The organism is Pseudomonas sp. QC2 (assembly GCF_002859085.1).
GTDB classification, from domain to species: domain Bacteria; phylum Pseudomonadota; class Gammaproteobacteria; order Pseudomonadales; family Pseudomonadaceae; genus Aquipseudomonas; species Aquipseudomonas petroselini.
Map to the genome: position 1 here is coordinate 85,458 of NZ_PKKS01000012.1, position 16,833 is coordinate 102,290.

Annotated in this window: 13 protein-coding genes; 3 read left to right on the forward strand and 10 right to left on the reverse strand. The window is 60.4% G+C overall.

The features are described from left to right. Positions 1–100 precede the first annotated feature (100 nt). The 10 genes from QCBJ_RS12095 to mtnA form a co-directional block, all read right to left on the reverse strand. Complete coding sequence (locus tag QCBJ_RS12095) at positions 101–763, reverse strand: acetyltransferase (protein ID WP_102060899.1); 663 nt, start codon at positions 761–763, stop codon at positions 101–103. Positions 764–945: 182 nt separating this feature from the next. Further along, positions 946–1,230, reverse strand: a complete 285-nt coding sequence (locus QCBJ_RS12100) for a hypothetical protein (protein WP_102060900.1) — start codon at positions 1,228–1,230, stop codon at positions 946–948. A 161-nt stretch (positions 1,231–1,391) separates the two neighbouring features. Then, positions 1,392–3,083 carry a 30S ribosomal protein S1 gene (gene rpsA / locus QCBJ_RS12105; RefSeq protein ID WP_012722933.1) on the reverse strand — a complete coding sequence of 564 codons (1,692 nt, stop codon included), beginning with the start codon at positions 3,081–3,083 and terminating at the stop codon, positions 1,392–1,394. A gap of 120 nt (positions 3,084–3,203) precedes the next feature. Continuing rightward, positions 3,204–3,893, reverse strand: a complete 690-nt coding sequence (gene cmk / locus QCBJ_RS12110; RefSeq protein ID WP_012722932.1) for a (d)CMP kinase — start codon at positions 3,891–3,893, stop codon at positions 3,204–3,206. Beyond that, positions 3,890–6,100, reverse strand: coding sequence for a bifunctional prephenate dehydrogenase/3-phosphoshikimate 1-carboxyvinyltransferase (locus tag QCBJ_RS12115; protein ID WP_043204980.1), 2,211 nt, complete (start codon positions 6,098–6,100; stop codon positions 3,890–3,892). The genes cmk and QCBJ_RS12115 overlap by 4 nt, the downstream gene beginning before the upstream one ends. Before the next feature lie 28 nt (positions 6,101–6,128). Then, positions 6,129–7,241: a histidinol-phosphate transaminase gene (gene hisC / locus QCBJ_RS12120; protein WP_012722930.1), complete on the reverse strand. Its 1,113-nt coding sequence runs from the start codon at positions 7,239–7,241 to the stop codon at positions 6,129–6,131. Positions 7,242–7,250: 9 nt separating this feature from the next. Next, positions 7,251–8,345 carry a prephenate dehydratase gene (pheA, locus tag QCBJ_RS12125; RefSeq protein ID WP_102060901.1) on the reverse strand — a complete coding sequence of 365 codons (1,095 nt, stop codon included), beginning with the start codon at positions 8,343–8,345 and terminating at the stop codon, positions 7,251–7,253. Continuing rightward, the gene (serC, locus tag QCBJ_RS12130; protein ID WP_012722929.1) at positions 8,345–9,430 is read right to left on the reverse strand and encodes a 3-phosphoserine/phosphohydroxythreonine transaminase; all 1,086 of its coding nucleotides are present in this window, start codon (positions 9,428–9,430) and stop codon (positions 8,345–8,347) included. Before serC ends, pheA begins: the two co-directional genes overlap by 1 nt. A 242-nt stretch (positions 9,431–9,672) precedes the next feature. Beyond that, positions 9,673–12,327, reverse strand: coding sequence for a DNA gyrase subunit A (gene gyrA / locus QCBJ_RS12135; RefSeq protein ID WP_046035074.1), 2,655 nt, complete (start codon positions 12,325–12,327; stop codon positions 9,673–9,675). A 423-nt stretch (positions 12,328–12,750) separates the two neighbouring features. Beyond that, the gene (gene mtnA, locus QCBJ_RS12140; RefSeq protein WP_102060902.1) at positions 12,751–13,827 is read right to left on the reverse strand and encodes an S-methyl-5-thioribose-1-phosphate isomerase; all 1,077 of its coding nucleotides are present in this window, start codon (positions 13,825–13,827) and stop codon (positions 12,751–12,753) included. A 108-nt stretch (positions 13,828–13,935) separates the two neighbouring features. On the opposite strand from mtnA, the gene QCBJ_RS12145 reads away from it, so the two are divergent. The 3 genes from QCBJ_RS12145 (at position 13,936) to mupP (ending at position 16,706) form a co-directional block, all read left to right on the forward strand. Further along, entirely contained in the window at positions 13,936–15,267 is a 1,332-nt protein-coding gene (locus QCBJ_RS12145) for a TRZ/ATZ family hydrolase (protein ID WP_102060903.1), read from the forward strand. A 64-nt stretch (positions 15,268–15,331) separates the two neighbouring features. Continuing rightward, positions 15,332–16,030 (forward strand): bifunctional 2-polyprenyl-6-hydroxyphenol methylase/3-demethylubiquinol 3-O-methyltransferase UbiG, encoded by a 699-nt coding sequence (gene ubiG / locus QCBJ_RS12150; RefSeq protein WP_003172645.1) that lies wholly within the window; start codon positions 15,332–15,334, stop codon positions 16,028–16,030. A 4-nt stretch (positions 16,031–16,034) separates the two neighbouring features. Further along, positions 16,035–16,706, forward strand: a complete 672-nt coding sequence (gene mupP, locus QCBJ_RS12155) for an N-acetylmuramic acid 6-phosphate phosphatase MupP (protein ID WP_102060904.1) — start codon at positions 16,035–16,037, stop codon at positions 16,704–16,706. Positions 16,707–16,833: the final 127 nt, after the last annotated feature.

A 16,833-nucleotide genomic window follows, 5' to 3' on the forward strand; every position in this document is an offset into this window, starting at 1 on the left:
TTTTAGCATGACGCAATGATTTTGAACAGTCCAGCGCTGACTTATTTCGGACGCCCATTATCACAAGCATGTATTGTGCCAAACAGTAAAAATCGGAACATTAAAGATATTTTTCTGATTTTTTTCGAGATCTGACTCTTCTGGCAGGCACCCCGTAAGCCACCGAATATGCGTCTATATCAACCAACACCATGGATTTCGCACCAATTACCGCGTGCTCACCAATGGTCACCCCATGACTCACGCTAGCACCTATACCTATCGCAGAATATGTACCAATTTTGCAATTGCCTCCGGTAGTAACGCCTGGGGCCAAGCTAGAAAAATCAGCCATTATCGAGTCGTGATCCAATCCGGCCAAAGTGTTGATTATGCAAAATCGACCTACGGTGCTACAGGCATTCACGACAGCCCCAGCCATGATCACTGTACCCTCCCCAATACTTACCCCCTTACCAACTGTCGCACTTGGGTGGATAGCACAAACGAATGGCAATTGGGGGCACATCGTGGAAATCCGGTCACTCACCTCAGCGCGGACGCCGTTATCGCCGATACCGACAATCACCCCCTCGATTTCGTAGTTAGTCAAAATTTCCGGAAGGTCAGACTCGCCTCCAATAACAGAATAACCAAGCACCTCCTGTCCAACAGGCCTAAATGAATCAATCAGCCCTAGAACTGTATATAGCCCTTGTTTTTCGACTATATCCAAGATCACTTTGGCATGGCCTGAGGCCCCTACCACTAAAATATTTCGCATACAACCTCACACCAAACCCGACCTTCTGACGTTGACAGCCCCCCAGCGCGAGCACCTCCTCCTGAATGGGAGGCCATATTAATCTTCATGATCACCACGACACCAAGTCTCTATCGACACAATAAATTAGGCACCCCGACACCATTAAGCTAGACAGCTGCACAGGGGGACGCACTTATACCTTAATTACAGATCACCAGCATGGTTCGCGTTACCGCGCCGGCGGGGTTCCAGCCGAAAGGATAGTCACCCTCCTCGTCCTTCGCGTCGCTGGACCGGGTGATGACCTTGTAGCCCTGCAACTTGCATTCGCGGGCCGCTCGCTTCTCGCACTTCTCCCACTTGTTACCCAGCCCTGAGCAATCGACCTCAATGCCGCTGACGCCGCGCTTGGCGTGGGTCTTGGCGCTGGTGGCAGAGCAGCCTGCGAGCATGAGCACTGCGACTATTACGATAAGCCTGTTCATTCATATCCTTATTGAAGCAACCACGCTGAACGCGTTTTTGTTAAGACTATAGTCAGTTCTGACAGTGAGCTATACGCCCTGGTTCTCGGTTGTTGATTCAATAAATTTCAGGCACAAAAAAGGGCGACCGAAGTCGCCCTTTTTCTATGGTCTGACAGAACTTAGTTCTGTTTTTCCATTTGCGCACGCAACAGGTCGCCCAGAGTGGTAGGACCAGCAGCGATGCTATCCGAAGGCTTGTCTTTCAAGCTTTGGATGGCTTCTTTCTCTTCAGCATCGTCTTTCGACTTGATGGAGAGCTGGATTACACGGCTCTTGCGGTCAACGCTGATGATCTTGGCTTCTACTTCCTGGCCTTCTTTCAGAACGTTACGCGCGTCTTCAACGCGGTCACGGCTGATTTCGGAGGCTTTCAGAGTCGCTTCGATATCGTCGGCAAGAGTGATGATGGCGCCTTTAGCGTCAACTTCTTTCACGATGCCTTTAACGATTGCGCCTTTGTCGTTGTCCTGAACGTATTCAGAGAACGGGTCGCTTTCCAGTTGCTTGATACCCAGGGAGATACGCTCGCGCTCTGGGTCAACCGACAGGATAACGGTGTCCAGCTCGTCGCCCTTCTTGAAACGACGAACAGCTTCTTCGCCCACTTCGTTCCAGGAGATGTCGGACAGGTGAACCAGGCCGTCGATGCCGCCGTCCAGACCAATGAAGATACCGAAATCGGTGATCGACTTGATGGTGCCGGAGATTTTATCGCCCTTGTTGAACTGGCCAGAGAAATCTTCCCATGGGTTAGATTTGCACTGCTTGATGCCGAGGGAGATACGACGACGCTCTTCGTCGATGTCCAGAACCATAACTTCCACTTCGTCGCCGACTTGTACGACTTTCGAAGGGTGGATGTTTTTGTTGGTCCAGTCCATTTCGGAAACGTGTACCAGGCCTTCAACGCCTTCTTCCAGCTCAGCGAAGCAGCCGTAGTCGGTCAGGTTGGTAACACGTGCGGTGACGCGAGTGCTTTCTGGGTAACGGGCTTTGATAGCGACCCATGGATCTTCACCCAGTTGCTTCAGGCCCAGGGAAACACGGTTGCGTTCGCGATCGTATTTCAGAACCTTGACATCGATCTCGTCGCCAACGTTGACGATTTCGGAAGGATGCTTGATGCGCTTCCAAGCCATGTCGGTAATGTGCAGCAGGCCATCCACGCCACCCAGGTCGACGAATGCGCCGTAGTCGGTGAGGTTTTTGACGATACCTTTGACTTGCTGGCCTTCCTGCAGGGATTCCAGCAGAGCTTCACGCTCGGCGGAGTTCTCTGCTTCCAGGACGCTGCGACGGGAAACGACAACGTTGTTGCGTTTCTGGTCGAGTTTGATGACCTTGAATTCGAGTTCTTTGCCTTCCAGGTGCGTGGTGTCGCGCACTGGACGAACGTCGACCAAAGAACCTGGCAGGAACGCACGGATGCCGTTAACGTCGACAGTGAAGCCGCCTTTAACCTTACCGTTGATAACGCCCTTGACCACTTCTTCAGCTGCGAAGGCTGCTTCGAGAACAATCCAGCATTCAGCGCGCTTGGCTTTTTCACGGGACAGCTTGGTTTCACCGAAACCGTCTTCAACCGAGTCCAGAGCAACGTGAACTTCGTCACCGACATTGATTGTCAGATCACCAGCATCGTTGTAGAACTGTTCCAGCGGGATCAGAGCTTCAGACTTCAGACCAGCGTGAACGGTTACCCAGCGAGCTTGGTAATCGATATCAACGATAACACCGGTGATGATGGAGCCTGCCTGAAGGTTCAGGGTTTTTAGGCTTTCTTCAAAGAGTTCCGCAAAGCTTTCGCTCATTTTAATTCCTGTTGATAAGGGCGAAGAATACGCCCATCTCCACACCCCAGACGGTGTGGGTCAGTTTCAGTTAAAAGAAGCCACCGCAGGACTATGACTGGTCCCCTGCGGCCTTCTTGGTCACCCGGCGATATCGCGAATGGCGATCTCACTCATGATGCGTTCCAGCACCTGCTCGATGGACAACTCCGTGGAATCCAGCTGTATGGCATCAGCCGCCGGTTTAAGCGGGGCTACTGCGCGCTGGGTATCACGCTCATCGCGTGCACGGATCTCATCTAGCAGACTCGACAGACTAACACCATCGACTTTGCCCTTCAACTGCAAGTAACGGCGGCGAGCCCGCTCCTCGGCGCTGGCGGTCAGGAAAATCTTCAAGGGCGCCTCGGGAAACACCACGGTTCCCATGTCACGGCCATCAGCCACCAGGCCCGGCGGCTCCTGAAATGCCCGCTGGCGCTGCAGCAGCGCATCACGCACGGCCGGCAGCGCGGCAACCTGGGAAGCCCAGGAACCGACTTGTTCGTTACGCAGGTCATCCGTCACATCATCCCCTTCGAGGATGATGCGCTGGGGATGACCTTCCGTCGCGCCGACGAACTGCACATCCAGGTGCGCCGCCAGCAGCTTCAGGGATTCTTCGTTGGTCAGGTCGACGCCATGGTTGCGAGCGGCAAATGCCAGCAGGCGGTACAGCGCGCCGGAATCCAGCAGGCACCAGCCCAGGCGCTTGGCCAGGATGCCGGCGATCGTGCCTTTGCCCGAGCCGCTTGGCCCGTCGATGGTAATCACCGGTGCTTTGATATTCACAATTGAGCCTCTTGGGCAACACGGATGCCGACTTGGGCACACAGTGTAAGAAAGTTCGGAAAAGACGTAGCAACATTGGCGCAGTCATGGATACGAATCGGCGCCGCCGCCCGTAGGGAAGCTACGCTGAACGCCATGGCAATCCGGTGATCGCCATGGGCGTGCACGTCACCACCGCCCATCAGGCCACCGTCAATGATAATCCCATCAGGGGTCGGTTCACACTTCACCCCCAGTGCCAGCAGACCATCGGCCATGACCTGAATACGGTCGGACTCCTTCACGCGCAGCTCTTGCGCCCCACGCAACACGGTCCGCCCTTCGGCGCAGGCCGCCGCGACGAACAGCACCGGGAACTCATCGATGGCCAACGGCACCAGCGCTTCGGGAATCTCGATCCCCTTCAATGACGCCGCACGCACCCGCAAGTCCGCCACAGGCTCGCCGCCGACTTCGCGCTGATTTTCCAGGGTGATATCCGCCCCCATCAGCCGCAGGATCTCGATCACCCCGGTACGCGTCGGATTGACCCCCACGTGCTCCAGCAAAAGCTCGGAACCCTCGGCGATCGACGCCGCCACCAGGAAAAATGCGGAGGAGGAAATATCCCCCGGCACTTCTATATGGGTGGCGATCAAGGCATGACCCGACTCCAGCGAAGCCGTCGCGCCCTCCACGGCCACCGGGTAACCAAAACCGCGCAACATGCGCTCGGTATGGTCACGGGTCGGTGCCGGTTCGGTCACGGCGGTCTTGCCCTCGGCATACAACCCCGCCAGCAACAGGCAGGACTTGACCTGGGCACTGGCCATCGGCATGGCGTAAGTCAGGCCTTTCAACGCCTGACCACCCCGAATAGTCAGCGGCGGACGCCCTTCCGGCCCCGTCTCGATCACCGCGCCCATGTCCCGCAGAGGCTTGGCCACGCGATTCATCGGGCGCTTGGACAGGGACGCGTCGCCCGTCAGCACACTGTCGAAGCGCTGCGCGGCCAGCAAACCGGACAGCAGGCGCATCGACGTACCGGAGTTACCCAGGTAGATCGGCCCCGGTGCCGGCTTCAAGCCATGCAACCCCACGCCATGGATGGTCACGCGCCCATGGTGCGGCCCTTCAATCACCACGCCCATGTCACGAAACGCCTGCAACGTCGCCAAGGCGTCCTCGCCTTCGAGGAAACCTTCGACCTCAGTCACACCCTCGGCCAACGAACCCAGCATGATCGACCGATGGGAGATCGACTTGTCACCCGGCACCCGAATGCGTCCGCTCAAGCGGCCGCCCGGATTGGCGAGGAAGGTCAGGTCATCGGTGTTCACAGCGGTTTCCATGTAGGCCCGGCGCGCCAGGATCTTGCTGAAATGCTCACGCGCCACCCGCGCACGGGTGAACACGCCCAATAATTGGTGGCCATCTCCGGCATCGACCGCGTCGCGCAAGGCGTCGAGGTCACTGCGGAAGGTGTCCAGGGTGCGCAACACCGCTTCGCGATTGGCGAGGAAGATGTCGTGCCACATCACCGGATCGCTGCCGGCAATCCGCGTGAAATCGCGGAAGCCACCGGCGGCGTAACGGAAAATCTCAAGGTTTTCGTTGCGCTTGGCCAGCGAGTCCACCAGGCCAAATGCGAGCAAATGCGGCAAATGGCTGGTCGCCGCCAGCACTTCGTCGTGACGCTCGACCTGCATGTGCTCGACATCCGCCCCCAGCTCACGCCACAGACGATCCACCACCGCCAACGCGGCCGGGTCGGTTTGCGCAAGCGGCGTCAGGATGACTTTGTGGCGACGGAACAGCTGCGCATTCGACGCTTCCACCCCGCTCTGCTCGGAACCAGCAATCGGATGGCCCGGCACGAAGCGCGCGGGCATGCCGCCAAACGCCTGTTGCGCCGCACGCACCACATTGCCCTTGGCACTGCCGACATCCGTCAGGATCGCCTGGCCCAGGTCCATGCCCGCCAACACGGCCAGCAACTTCTCCATGGCCAGGATCGGCACGGCCAGCTGGATCACGTCAGCGCCCTGGCACGCGAGCGCCAGGTCCGCCTCACAACGATCCACCACCCCCAACTCAACCGCCAACGTGCGCGATTGCGGGTCCAGGTCCACACCGACTACTTCGCCGCACAGCCCGCTTTCACGCAGGCCTTTGGCGAAAGAGCCGCCGATCAACCCCAGACCGACCACCACCAGGCGACCGATCATAGGCACAGCAGGTTGCAATGCAGTGACATCAACCACGAGCCAGAACCTTGGCCAACGCCTCCAGGAAGCGGCTGTTTTCAGCCGGCAAACCGATGGTGATGCGCAGGTGGTTCGGCATGCCGTAGTTGGCCACCGGACGCACGATCACGCCTTCGCGCAGCAGGCCCTGGAAGACCGGGGCAGCCACTTGGCCGAGGTCGACGCAGATGAAGTTGCCCTTGGATGGAATCCAGCCCAGGCCCAGCTCACGGAAGCCTTGCTGCAACTGCAACATGCCGCTTTCGTTGATGCGACGGCCTTCTTCCAGGTACTCGGCATCCTTCACCGCCGCACAGGCCGCCGCCAGGGCGAGGCTGTTGACGTTGAACGGCTGGCGCACGCGATTCAGCACGTCAGCGACGACCGCGCTGGACAAACCGTAGCCGACCCGCAGCGACGCCAGACCGTAAGCCTTGGAGAAGGTGCGCGAGACCAGCAGGTTCGGGTAGGCGGCCAGGAAATCCAGGCCGTCCGGCAGGTCGCTGCCTTCGGCGTATTCGATGTACGCCTCGTCCAGCACCACCAGCACGTGCTCAGGCACGTCTTGCAGGAAGTCGTTCAGCGCCTGAGCGTCGAACCAGGTGCCGGTCGGGTTGTTCGGGTTGGCGATAAACACCACACGGGTCTGTGCGTCGATGGCCGCCAGCATGGCCGGCAGGTCATGACCCCATTCCTTCGCAGGAATAATGCGCGCGTCAGCGCCGACCGCCTGGGTCACGATCGGATAGACCGCGAACGCATGTTCACTGAACACCGCGTTCAGGCCCGGCGCCAGGTAGGCACGACCGACCAGCTCAAGAATATCGTTGGAACCGTTACCCAGGGTCACTTGGTTCAGCTCGACCCGGCACTTCTCCGCCAGCAGGGACTTGAGCGCAAAGCCGTTGCCATCGGGATAGCGGGTCAGCTCAGCCAACTCTTCACGGATCGCCGCCAGCACTTTAGGGCTAGGGCCCAGCGGGTTCTCGTTGCTCGCCAACTTGACGATTTTGGACGGATCCAGGTTCAACTCACGCGCCAGCTCGTCCACAGGCTTGCCCGGAACGTAAGGCGACAGTTGTTGCACGCCCGGCTGAGCCAGGGCGAGGAAGTTGCCACTCATGTTAACGCCTCACAGAACCGCTTTCGGGTAAGAGCCCAGCACCTTGAGTGCGACGGCTTCCTGACTGATTTTCTCGAGCACGCCTTTGACCAATGGGTCGCGGTGATGGCCGATGAAGTCGATAAAGAACACGTAAGTCCATTTACCGCTGCGCGAAGGACGAGTCTCGATGCGCGTCAGGTCAATCCCGTTGTCGTGGAACGGCACCAGCAGTTCATGCAGCGCGCCGGGCTTGTTGCTCATGGAGACGATGATCGAAGTCTTGTCGTCGCCGGTCGGCGGCACTTCCTGGCTGCCGATCATCAGGAAGCGCGTGGAGTTGTCCGGGCGGTCCTCTATTTTCTCGGCCAGGCGCGTCAAGCCGTACAGGCCCGCCGCCATATCACCGGCGATGGCCGCCGAGTTCCATTCACCCTTGACCCGCTTGGCCGCTTCGGCGTTGCTGGCGACCGCCACGCGCTCGACATTCGGGTAATGCGCATCCAGCCACTTGCGGCACTGGGCCAGGGACTGGGCGTGGGAATAGATACGGCTGATGCTGTCGGTCTTGGTGTTCTCGCCCACCAACAGGTGGTGGTGGATACGCAACTCGACTTCGCCGCAGATCACCATATCGTGCTCGAGGAAGCTGTCCAGCGTGTGGTTGACCGCGCCTTCGGTGGAGTTTTCCACCGGCACCACGCCAAAATTCACCGCGCCGGCTGCCACTTCACGGAACACTTCGTCGATCGCCGCCATGGGCTTGCTGATCACTGCGTGACCGAAGTGCTTCATGGCCGCCGCTTGGGTGAAGGTGCCCTCAGGGCCCAGATAAGCCACTTTCAGCGGCTGCTCCAGCGCCAGGCACGAGGACATGATTTCACGGAACAACCGCGCCATCTCTTCGTTGCCCAACGGGCCCTTGTTGCGTTCCATCACGCGCTTGAGCACCTGGGCTTCACGCTCAGGCCGGTAGAACACCGGCACTTCACCTTCCGCCAGGGACGCCATCTTCACGCGTGCCACTTCCTGGGCGCACCGCGCGCGCTCACTGATCAGTTCCAGGACTTTCTCGTCCAGGCTGTCAATGCGTACGCGCAGGGCCTTGAGTTCTTGCTCAGACATTAGCCGTGTTCCTTTTCGAACTCTGCCATGTAGGCAATCAGCGCCTTGATGGCATTGATGTCGACAGCGTTGTAGATGGAGGCGCGCATGCCACCGACCGAACGGTGGCCCTTGAGGTTCAGCAGGCCGCGCTCGTCGGCACCGGCCAGGAATGGCTTGTCCAGGCGATCGTCAGCCAGGCGGAACGGCACGTTCATCCACGAGCGGTCGGTCAGGTTGATCGGGTTGCTGTACAGGCCGCTGGCGTCGATGAAGTCGTACAGGGTGCGCTTCTTCTCTTCGTTGAGCTTGCCCATGGCGGCGACGCCGCCCTGCTCTTTCAGCCACTCGAAGACCAGGCCGGACAGGTACCAGGCGAACGCCGGCGGGGTGTTGTACATCGAGCCGTTATCAGCCGCGACCTTGTAGTTGAGCATGGTCGGGCACAGCGAACGGGCACGCCCCAGCAGGTCTTCGCGGATGATGTTGACCAGGATGCCGCTCGGGCCGATGTTCTTCTGCGCACCCGCGTAGATCATGCCGTACTTGGACACATCGATCGGGCGCGAAAGGATGTCAGAAGACATGTCGCACACCAGCGGAACGTCGCCGACTTCCGGTACCCAGTCGAATTCCAGGCCGCCGATGGTTTCGTTCGCTACGTAATGCACGTAGGCGGCGTCCTTCGACAGCTTCCACTCGTTCTGGCCGGGAATGGCAAAGTAATCGTAAGGCTTGGCGGTGCCCGCCACATTGACGTGACCGTAGCGGGAGGCCTCTTCAATGGCTTTCTGACCCCAGATACCGGTGTCGATGTAGTCGGCAGTGCCGTCTTCCGGCAGCAGGTTCAGCGGGATCTGGGCGAACTGCTGGCTCGCGCCGCCCTGCAGGAACAGCACTTTGTAGTGGGAGGGGATGCCCAGCAAGTCGCGCAGATCCTGCTCGGCCTTGGTGGCAATGGACACGAACTCATCGCTGCGATGGCTCATTTCCATCACGGAGAGGCCTTTTCCATGCCAGTCGAGGAGTTCACCCTGCGCACGCTGCAGGACTGCTTCAGGAAGCGCCGCGGGACCGGCACAGAAGTTATAGGCTCTCTTGCTCACATCCAATCTCACTCTGATCTGGTGGGGCTGCAATCATATTCGGCAACAACCTTTATCGGGAGCGAACCCTTGTGGGAGCTGGCTTGCCTGCGATAAGGGCACCTCGGTAGCGCAGTGATACCGCGGCGCTGCCATCGCAGGCAAGCCAGCTCCCACATTGACCGCGTCCAGCCAAAGGACGTTTATTTCATAAGGGACAAACAACAAGGGGGCGAATCTTCATCCGCCCCCTGTGTGTCCGCTTATTCCTGCGGTTCTTCTTCGTCTGCGGCAGCATCGAGGGTTGGCTCGTCGACGTTGTCATCGCCTGCTGCGATCACCTCGCCTTCAAATTCCTCGCCTTCCAGCTCTTCGCCTTCGACTTCCGACGGCTCCTGGACACGCTCCAGGCCGACCAGTTTTTCGTCCTTGGCCAGCTTGATCAAGGTCACGCCCTGGGTGTTACGGCCCAGGCTCGACACTTCAGCCACACGGGTACGCACCAGGGTGCCCTGGTCGGAAATCAGCATGATTTCCTCGCCGTCGAGCACCTGGACCGCGCCGACCAGACGGCCGTTGCGGTCGTTGCTGACCATGGCGATCACGCCCTGGCCGCCACGCTTGTACTCCGGGAACTCGCTGATGGCCGTACGCTTGCCATAACCGCGCTCGGAAGCGGTGAGGATCTGGCTGCCTTCTTCCGGGATCAGCATCGAAATCAGCTTCTGCCCTTCCGGCAGGCGCATGCCGCGCACACCGCGGGCGGTACGGCCCATGGCACGAACGTCGGATTCCTTGAAGCGCGTCACCTTGCCACCGTCGGAGAACAGCATGACTTCACGCTCGCCATCGGTGATGGCGGCGGAGATCAGTACGTCGCCTTCGTCCAGCTCCAGGGCGATCAGGCCCACGCTGCGTTGACGGCTGAAGGATTCCAGCGGGGTCTTCTTCACGGTGCCTTTGGCGGTCGCCATGAAGATGAAGTGACCTTCGGTGTATTCCTCGACCGGCAGCATGGTGGTGATGTATTCATCACTGTCCAGCGGCAGCAGGTTGACCAGCGGACGACCACGGGCGGCACGCGACGCTTCCGGGATTTCGTAGGTTTTCAGCCAGTACACCTTGCCCTTGCTGGAGAACAGCAGCAGCGTGGTGTGACTGTTGGCGACCAGCAGGTGAGCAATGTAGTCCTCATCCTTGACGCCGGTAGCCGATTTACCTTTACCACCACGGCGCTGGGCCTGGTACGCCGCCAACGGCTGGGTCTTGGCATAGCCACCGTGGGAAATGGTCACCACACGCTCTTCTTCCGGGATCATGTCACCCAGGGTCAGGTCGAGGCGCGCGTCGAGGATCTCGGTGCGGCGCACGTCGCCGTATTCGGCGCGGATCACTTCCAGTTCTTCGCGGATCACTTCCATCAGGCGCACGGCGCTGCTGAGGATGCGGATCAACTCGCCGATCTGGTTGAGGATCTCCTGGTACTCGGCCAGCAGCTTCTCGTGCTCAAGACCGGTCAGGCGGTGCAGGCGCAATTCCAGGATGGCCTGGGCCTGTTCCGGCGACAGGAAGTACTTGCCGTCACGCAGGCCGTATTGCGGATCCAGGGTCTCCGGACGGCACGAGTCGGCGCCGGCACGTTCAACCATCGCCACCACGGCGCTGGACTCCCACGGCATCTTGATCAGGGCTTCTTTAGCTTCCGACGGGGTCGGCGAAGCCTTGATCAGGGCGATCACCGGGTCGATGTTCGACAGCGCAACCGCCTGGCCTTCCAGGATGTGGCCGCGCTCGCGGGCCTTGCGCAGTTCGAACACGGTACGGCGGGTAACGACTTCGCGACGGTGACGGACGAAGGCTTCCAGCAGATCCTTGAGGTTCAGGATGCGCGGGCGGCCATCGATCAGTGCAACCACGTTGATACCAAACACGCTTTGCAGCTGGGTCTGGGCATAGAGGTTGTTGAGGATCACCTCAGGCACTTCGCCACGGCGCAGCTCGATCACGACGCGCATACCGTCTTTGTCGGACTCGTCGCGCAGCTCGGTGATGCCTTCCAGCTTCTTCTCTTTAACCAGCTCGGCGATCTTCTCGATCAGACGCGCCTTGTTCAGCTGGTAAGGGAGCTCGGTGATGACGATCTGCTGGCGGCCACCGACCTTGTCGATGTCTTCGATCATCGAGCGGGCGCGCATGTAAATGCGGCCGCGACCGGTGCGGTAGGCTTCGATGATGCCGGCGCGACCGTTGATGATCGCGGCGGTCGGGAAGTCCGGACCGGGGATGTATTGCATCAGCTCATCGACGGTCAGCTCGGGGTTGTCGATGAGGGCCAGGCAACCGTCGATGACTTCACCGAGGTTGTGCGGCGGGATGTTGGTGGCCATGCCCACGGCGATACCGCTGGAACCGTTGACCAGCAGGTTGGGGATCTTGGTTGGCATGACGGCCGGGATCATTTCGGTGCCGTCGTAGTTCGGCACCCAGTCCACGGTTTCTTTATGCAGGTCGGCCAGCAGCTCGTGCGCCAGCTTGGTCATGCGCACTTCGGTGTATCGCATGGCCGCAGCGTTGTCGCCGTCGACCGAACCGAAGTTGCCCTGGCCGTCTACCAGCAGGTAGCGCAGGGAAAACGGCTGGGCCATCCGAACGATGGTGTCGTACACCGCAGTGTCGCCGTGAGGGTGATACTTACCGATCACGTCACCGACAACACGGGCAGATTTCTTGTACGGCTTGTTCCAGTCGTTACCCAGCTCGCTCATCGCGAACAGCACACGCCGGTGCACGGGCTTCAAGCCATCGCGCGCATCAGGCAGTGCCCGACCGACAATTACGCTCATCGCGTAGTCGAGGTAGGACTGTTTCAGCTCGTCTTCGATATTGACCGGGAGGATTTCTTTGGCCAGTTCGCCCATGAGAAGCCTGATTCCTTTTTCGGGTGAAACCTCGTCACATCCATTTGGGACGAACGAAGCTCGCCGCTGCCGGCAGAGTGCCTGACAACGACTTACGACAAATCAACGAGTTATGACACGGATCTGCACGTTATAGGCCACCCCTCGGGGTGGCCCTGGAAACCGCCGGATGTTATCACAATCGCCGCCACGCACCTATCCCCCTGATGCGCATGGAGCATAGTAAGTTGACGGATGACAGGCTTGAGGGCGACGAGAGGGGCTCAGAGGTGGGTTGGTGCTTTTTTCTGAGGGCAGATCCGAGGGTTTTGTTGACTTATAAAGCCAATCGGGGGCAAGCCCCTCCCCCATTTTGAATGCATTCGCCGCTCACGTGTGGGAGGGGGCTTGCCCCCGAAGGCCATTCCACAAACACCACACCCCTCAATGCAACCGCTTACGGCACATCAACTTGGCCAATTTGGCCGTATCCGGCCGCTCGACCACACCTTTCTCGGTCACGATCACGTCGATCAGGTCGGCCGGCGTCACGTCAAACACCGGGTTGTAGGCATTCACATCCGCCGCAAAGCGCTGGCCGGCCACTTCCAGCAACTCACCGGCATCGCGCTCTTCCAGGGCAACGTCATCGCCAGTGGCCATCATCATGTCCAGGGTGGAACTCGGCGCCACCACCATGAAACGCACGCCATGGTGCATCGCGCACACCGCCAGCTGGTAGGTGCCGATCTTGCTGATCACGTCACCATTGGCGGCAATGCAATCGGCGCCGACGATCACCCACGTCACGCCTTTGGTCTTGAGGATATGCGCCCCCGCCGAATCGGCATTCACCGTCACCGGGATACCCTCGCCCGCCAGTTCCCAGGCGGTCAGCCGCGAACCTTGCAGCCAGGGGCGCGTTTCGTTGGCATAGACCTGCTCGACCATGCCCTCCAGGTAGGCTGCGCGAATCACTCCGAGCGCCGTTCCCACGCCGCCGGTCGCCAGGGCGCCTGCGTTGCCGTGGGTGAGGATGGCCTGGGCATTGCCCTGGTGCTTGCGGATCAGTTCGACGCCCAGTTGGGCCATGGTCAGGTTGGCTTCGCGATCACTTTCATGGATCGCGATGGCTTCGGCTTCCAGCACCGCCAGCGGATCGGCGTGCTTCTTGACACGATCCAGACGGTCGCGCATGCGCTTCAACGCCCAGAACAGGTTCGATGTGGTGGGACGGGCATCGGCTAACAGTGCGTAGTCTTCTTCCCAGGCAGCCTGCCAGTCACCGCCCTCGGCGATGCGCACACGGGCCGCCAACACCAGGCCATACGCAGCACTGATGCCAATGGCCGGCGCACCGCGCACCACCATCGTACGGATGGCTGCCGCCACGTCTTCGACCGTCACGCAGGCCACCCAGCTTTCCCGGGATGGCAAGGCACGCTGATCGAGCAGGTACAGCGCGCCATCACGCCAATCGATGGCCTTCACCTTCTCCGCTGCCAACAGTCGATCGCGCATCCCTTACTCCGCACTCAAGAACAAAGCCGCCGATTATAGCGATCCGCCAGCCAGGGCGCTCGGGTATACTTCGCCCTTCTTTTATAGCTGCCTGGGAAGAAGCCCGCGATGACCGCCACTGCCGCCCCGCTCGACGTGTTGCTGCTGCCAACCTGGCTGGTGCCTGTCGAACCCGCTGGCGTGGTGCTCAAGGAGCATGGCCTGGGCATCCGCGATGGGCGCATTGCCTTTATCGGGCCACGGGCAGCGGCCTTGAAGCTGGCAACCCACGAGGTGCGCGAGCTGCCGGGCATGCTGCTCAGCCCCGGCCTGATCAACGCCCACGGGCATGCGGCGATGAGCCTGTTTCGCGGCCTGGCCGACGACCTGCCACTGATGACCTGGCTGGAAAAACACATCTGGCCCGCCGAGGCCAAGTGGGTCGATGAAGCGTTCGTACGCGACGGCACCGACCTGGCCATCGCCGAGCAGCTCAAGGGTGGCATCACCTGCTTCTCCGACATGTACTTTTACCCCAAGGTCGCCAGCGACTGCGTGCACAACAGCGGCATGCGCGCGCAGATCGCGATTCCGATCCTCGACTTCCCGATTCCCGGCGCCAGCACGGCCGATGAGGCGATTCGCCAGGGCATTGAACTGTTCGGCGACCTCAAGCACCACCCGCGCATCAAGATCACCTTCGGCCCCCATGCGCCTTACACCGTGTGCGATGACAACCTGGAAAAAATCCGCGTAATCGCCGAAGAGCTGGACGCCACGATCCATATGCATGTTCACGAAACCGCCTTTGAAGTGCAGCAAGCCGTCGAGCAGACCGGCGAGCGCCCACTGGCGCGCCTGGGCCGCCTCGGGCTGTTGGGGCCGCGCTTCCAGGCCGTTCATATGACCCAAATCAGCGAAGATGACCTGGCTTTGCTGGTAGAAAGCAACACCAGCGTCATCCATTGCCCGGAATCCAACCTGAAACTGGCCAGCGGCTTTTGCCCGGTGGAGCGTCTGTGGCAGGCTGGCGTGAATGTGGCCATCGGCACCGATGGCGCCGCCAGCAACAATGACCTCGACCTGCTGGGCGAAACCCGCACTGCGGCGATGCTGGCGAAGGCCGTCGCCGGTTCGGCCACAGCGCTGGATGCCCACCGTGCCCTGCGCATGGCGACGCTCAATGGCGCGCGGGCCATGGGCCTGGAAAACGAGATTGGCTCGCTGGAGGTCGGCAAGGCGGCGGATATCGTTGCCTTCGATCTGTCGGGGCTGGCGCAACAACCGATCTACGATCCGGTCTCACAGCTTATATATGCCACCGGACGCGATTGCGTGAAACACCTTTGGGTCGCCGGCAAGCAATTGCTCGACGACCGGCAGTTGACCCGCATGGATGAACACCAGTTGACCGCCACGGCCATCGCCTGGGGCCAACGTATCAGCGGGCACAGCGAATAACGCCGGTCTTGAACCGTATCGTTCAGGGCTGACAAACCGATTTATCAGATTTAGAGGATTCACCATGAGCAACGTCGACCACGCCGAAATCGCCAAATTCGAAGCCCTGGCTCACCGCTGGTGGGACCGCGAAAGCGAGTTCAAACCCCTGCACGACATCAACCCGCTGCGGGTCAACTGGATTGACGAACGCGTCAACCTGGCCGGCAAGAAGGTGCTGGACGTGGGCTGCGGCGGCGGCATCCTCAGCGAAGCCATGGCCCAGCGCGGCGCGACCGTGATGGGCATCGACATGGGTGAAGCGCCCTTGGCGGTGGCCCAGCTGCACCAGCTGGAATCCGGCGTGAGCGTGGAGTATCGCCAGATCACCGCCGAAGCCCTGGCTGAAGAGATGCCCGAGCAGTTCGACGTGGTCACCTGCCTGGAAATGCTCGAGCACGTGCCGGACCCGTCCTCGGTGATCCGTGCGTGCTTCCGCATGGTCAAGCCGGGCGGCCAGGTGTTCTTCTCCACCATCAACCGCAACCCCAAGGCCTACTTGTTCGCGATCATCGGCGCCGAATACATCATGAAGCTGCTGCCGCGCGGCACCCATGACTTCAAGAAATTCATCCGCCCTTCCGAGCTGGGCGCCTGGAGCCGCCAGGCCGGGCTGACCGTCAAGGACATCATCGGCCTGACCTACAACCCGCTGACCAAACACTACAAGCTGGCCAGCGATGTTGACGTCAACTACATGATCCAGACCCTGCGCGAGGAGTGAGCCTGTGAAGTTGCGAGCGGTTCTCTTCGATATGGACGGTACCCTGCTGGACACCGCGCCGGACTTTATCGCCATCTGCCAGGCCATGCGCGCCGACCGCGGCCTGGTGCCGATCAATCCCCAGCACATCCGCGATGAAATCTCCGGCGGTGCACGGGCGATGGTCGCCGTGACCTTCTCGATGGACCCGGAATCCCCAGGCTTTGAAGCGCTGCGCCAGGAGTTCCTCGAGCGCTACCTCAAGGGCTGCGCGGTCCACAGCACATTGTTCGACGGCATGGCCGAGCTGCTGGAAGACATCGAAAAAGCCAAACTGATCTGGGGCGTGGTCACCAATAAGCCACTGCGCTTTGCCGAACCGATCATGCAGCAGCTGGGCCTGGCCGAGCGCTCGGCGCTGCTGATCTGCCCCGATCATGTGAAAAACAGCAAGCCGGACCCGGAGCCGATGATCCTGGCGTGCAAGATGCTCGACCTGGACCCGGCCAGCGTGCTGTTCGTGGGCGATGACCTGCGCGATATCGAGTCCGGCCGCGACGCCGGCACCCGTACCGCGGCGGTGACCTACGGCTATATCCACCCGGACGACAACCCGCGCCATTGGGGTGCCGATGTGGTGGTGGATCACCCGCTGGAGCTGCGTAAAGTACTGGATAACGCACTGTGCAGTTGCTGATTGGGAATGCTTGCGGCTGATGTGCCTTTGTGGCGAGGGAGCTTGCTCCCGCTGGCCTGCGTAGCAGGCCCATCTTTTGGGGCCGCTTCGCGCCCCAGCGGGAGCAAGCTCCCTCGCCACAAAAGCA

Coding starts and splice junctions, on each gene's coding strand:
- QCBJ_RS12095 (WP_102060899.1), bottom strand. CDS start 763: ATGCGAAATATTTTAGTGGTAGGGGCCTCAGGCCATGCCAAAGTGATC.
- QCBJ_RS12100 (WP_102060900.1), bottom strand. CDS start 1,230: ATGAACAGGCTTATCGTAATAGTCGCAGTGCTCATGCTCGCAGGCTGC.
- rpsA (WP_012722933.1), bottom strand. CDS start 3,083: ATGAGCGAAAGCTTTGCGGAACTCTTTGAAGAAAGCCTAAAAACCCTG.
- QCBJ_RS12115 (WP_043204980.1), bottom strand. CDS start 6,100: ATGATCGGTCGCCTGGTGGTGGTCGGTCTGGGGTTGATCGGCGGCTCT.
- hisC (WP_012722930.1), bottom strand. CDS start 7,241: ATGAGTGGCAACTTCCTCGCCCTGGCTCAGCCGGGCGTGCAACAACTG.
- pheA (WP_102060901.1), bottom strand. CDS start 8,345: ATGTCTGAGCAAGAACTCAAGGCCCTGCGCGTACGCATTGACAGCCTG.
- gyrA (WP_046035074.1), bottom strand. CDS start 12,327: ATGGGCGAACTGGCCAAAGAAATCCTCCCGGTCAATATCGAAGACGAG.
- mtnA (WP_102060902.1), bottom strand. CDS start 13,827: ATGCGCGATCGACTGTTGGCAGCGGAGAAGGTGAAGGCCATCGATTGG.
- QCBJ_RS12145 (WP_102060903.1), top strand. CDS start 13,936: ATGACCGCCACTGCCGCCCCGCTCGACGTGTTGCTGCTGCCAACCTGG.
- ubiG (WP_003172645.1), top strand. CDS start 15,332: ATGAGCAACGTCGACCACGCCGAAATCGCCAAATTCGAAGCCCTGGCT.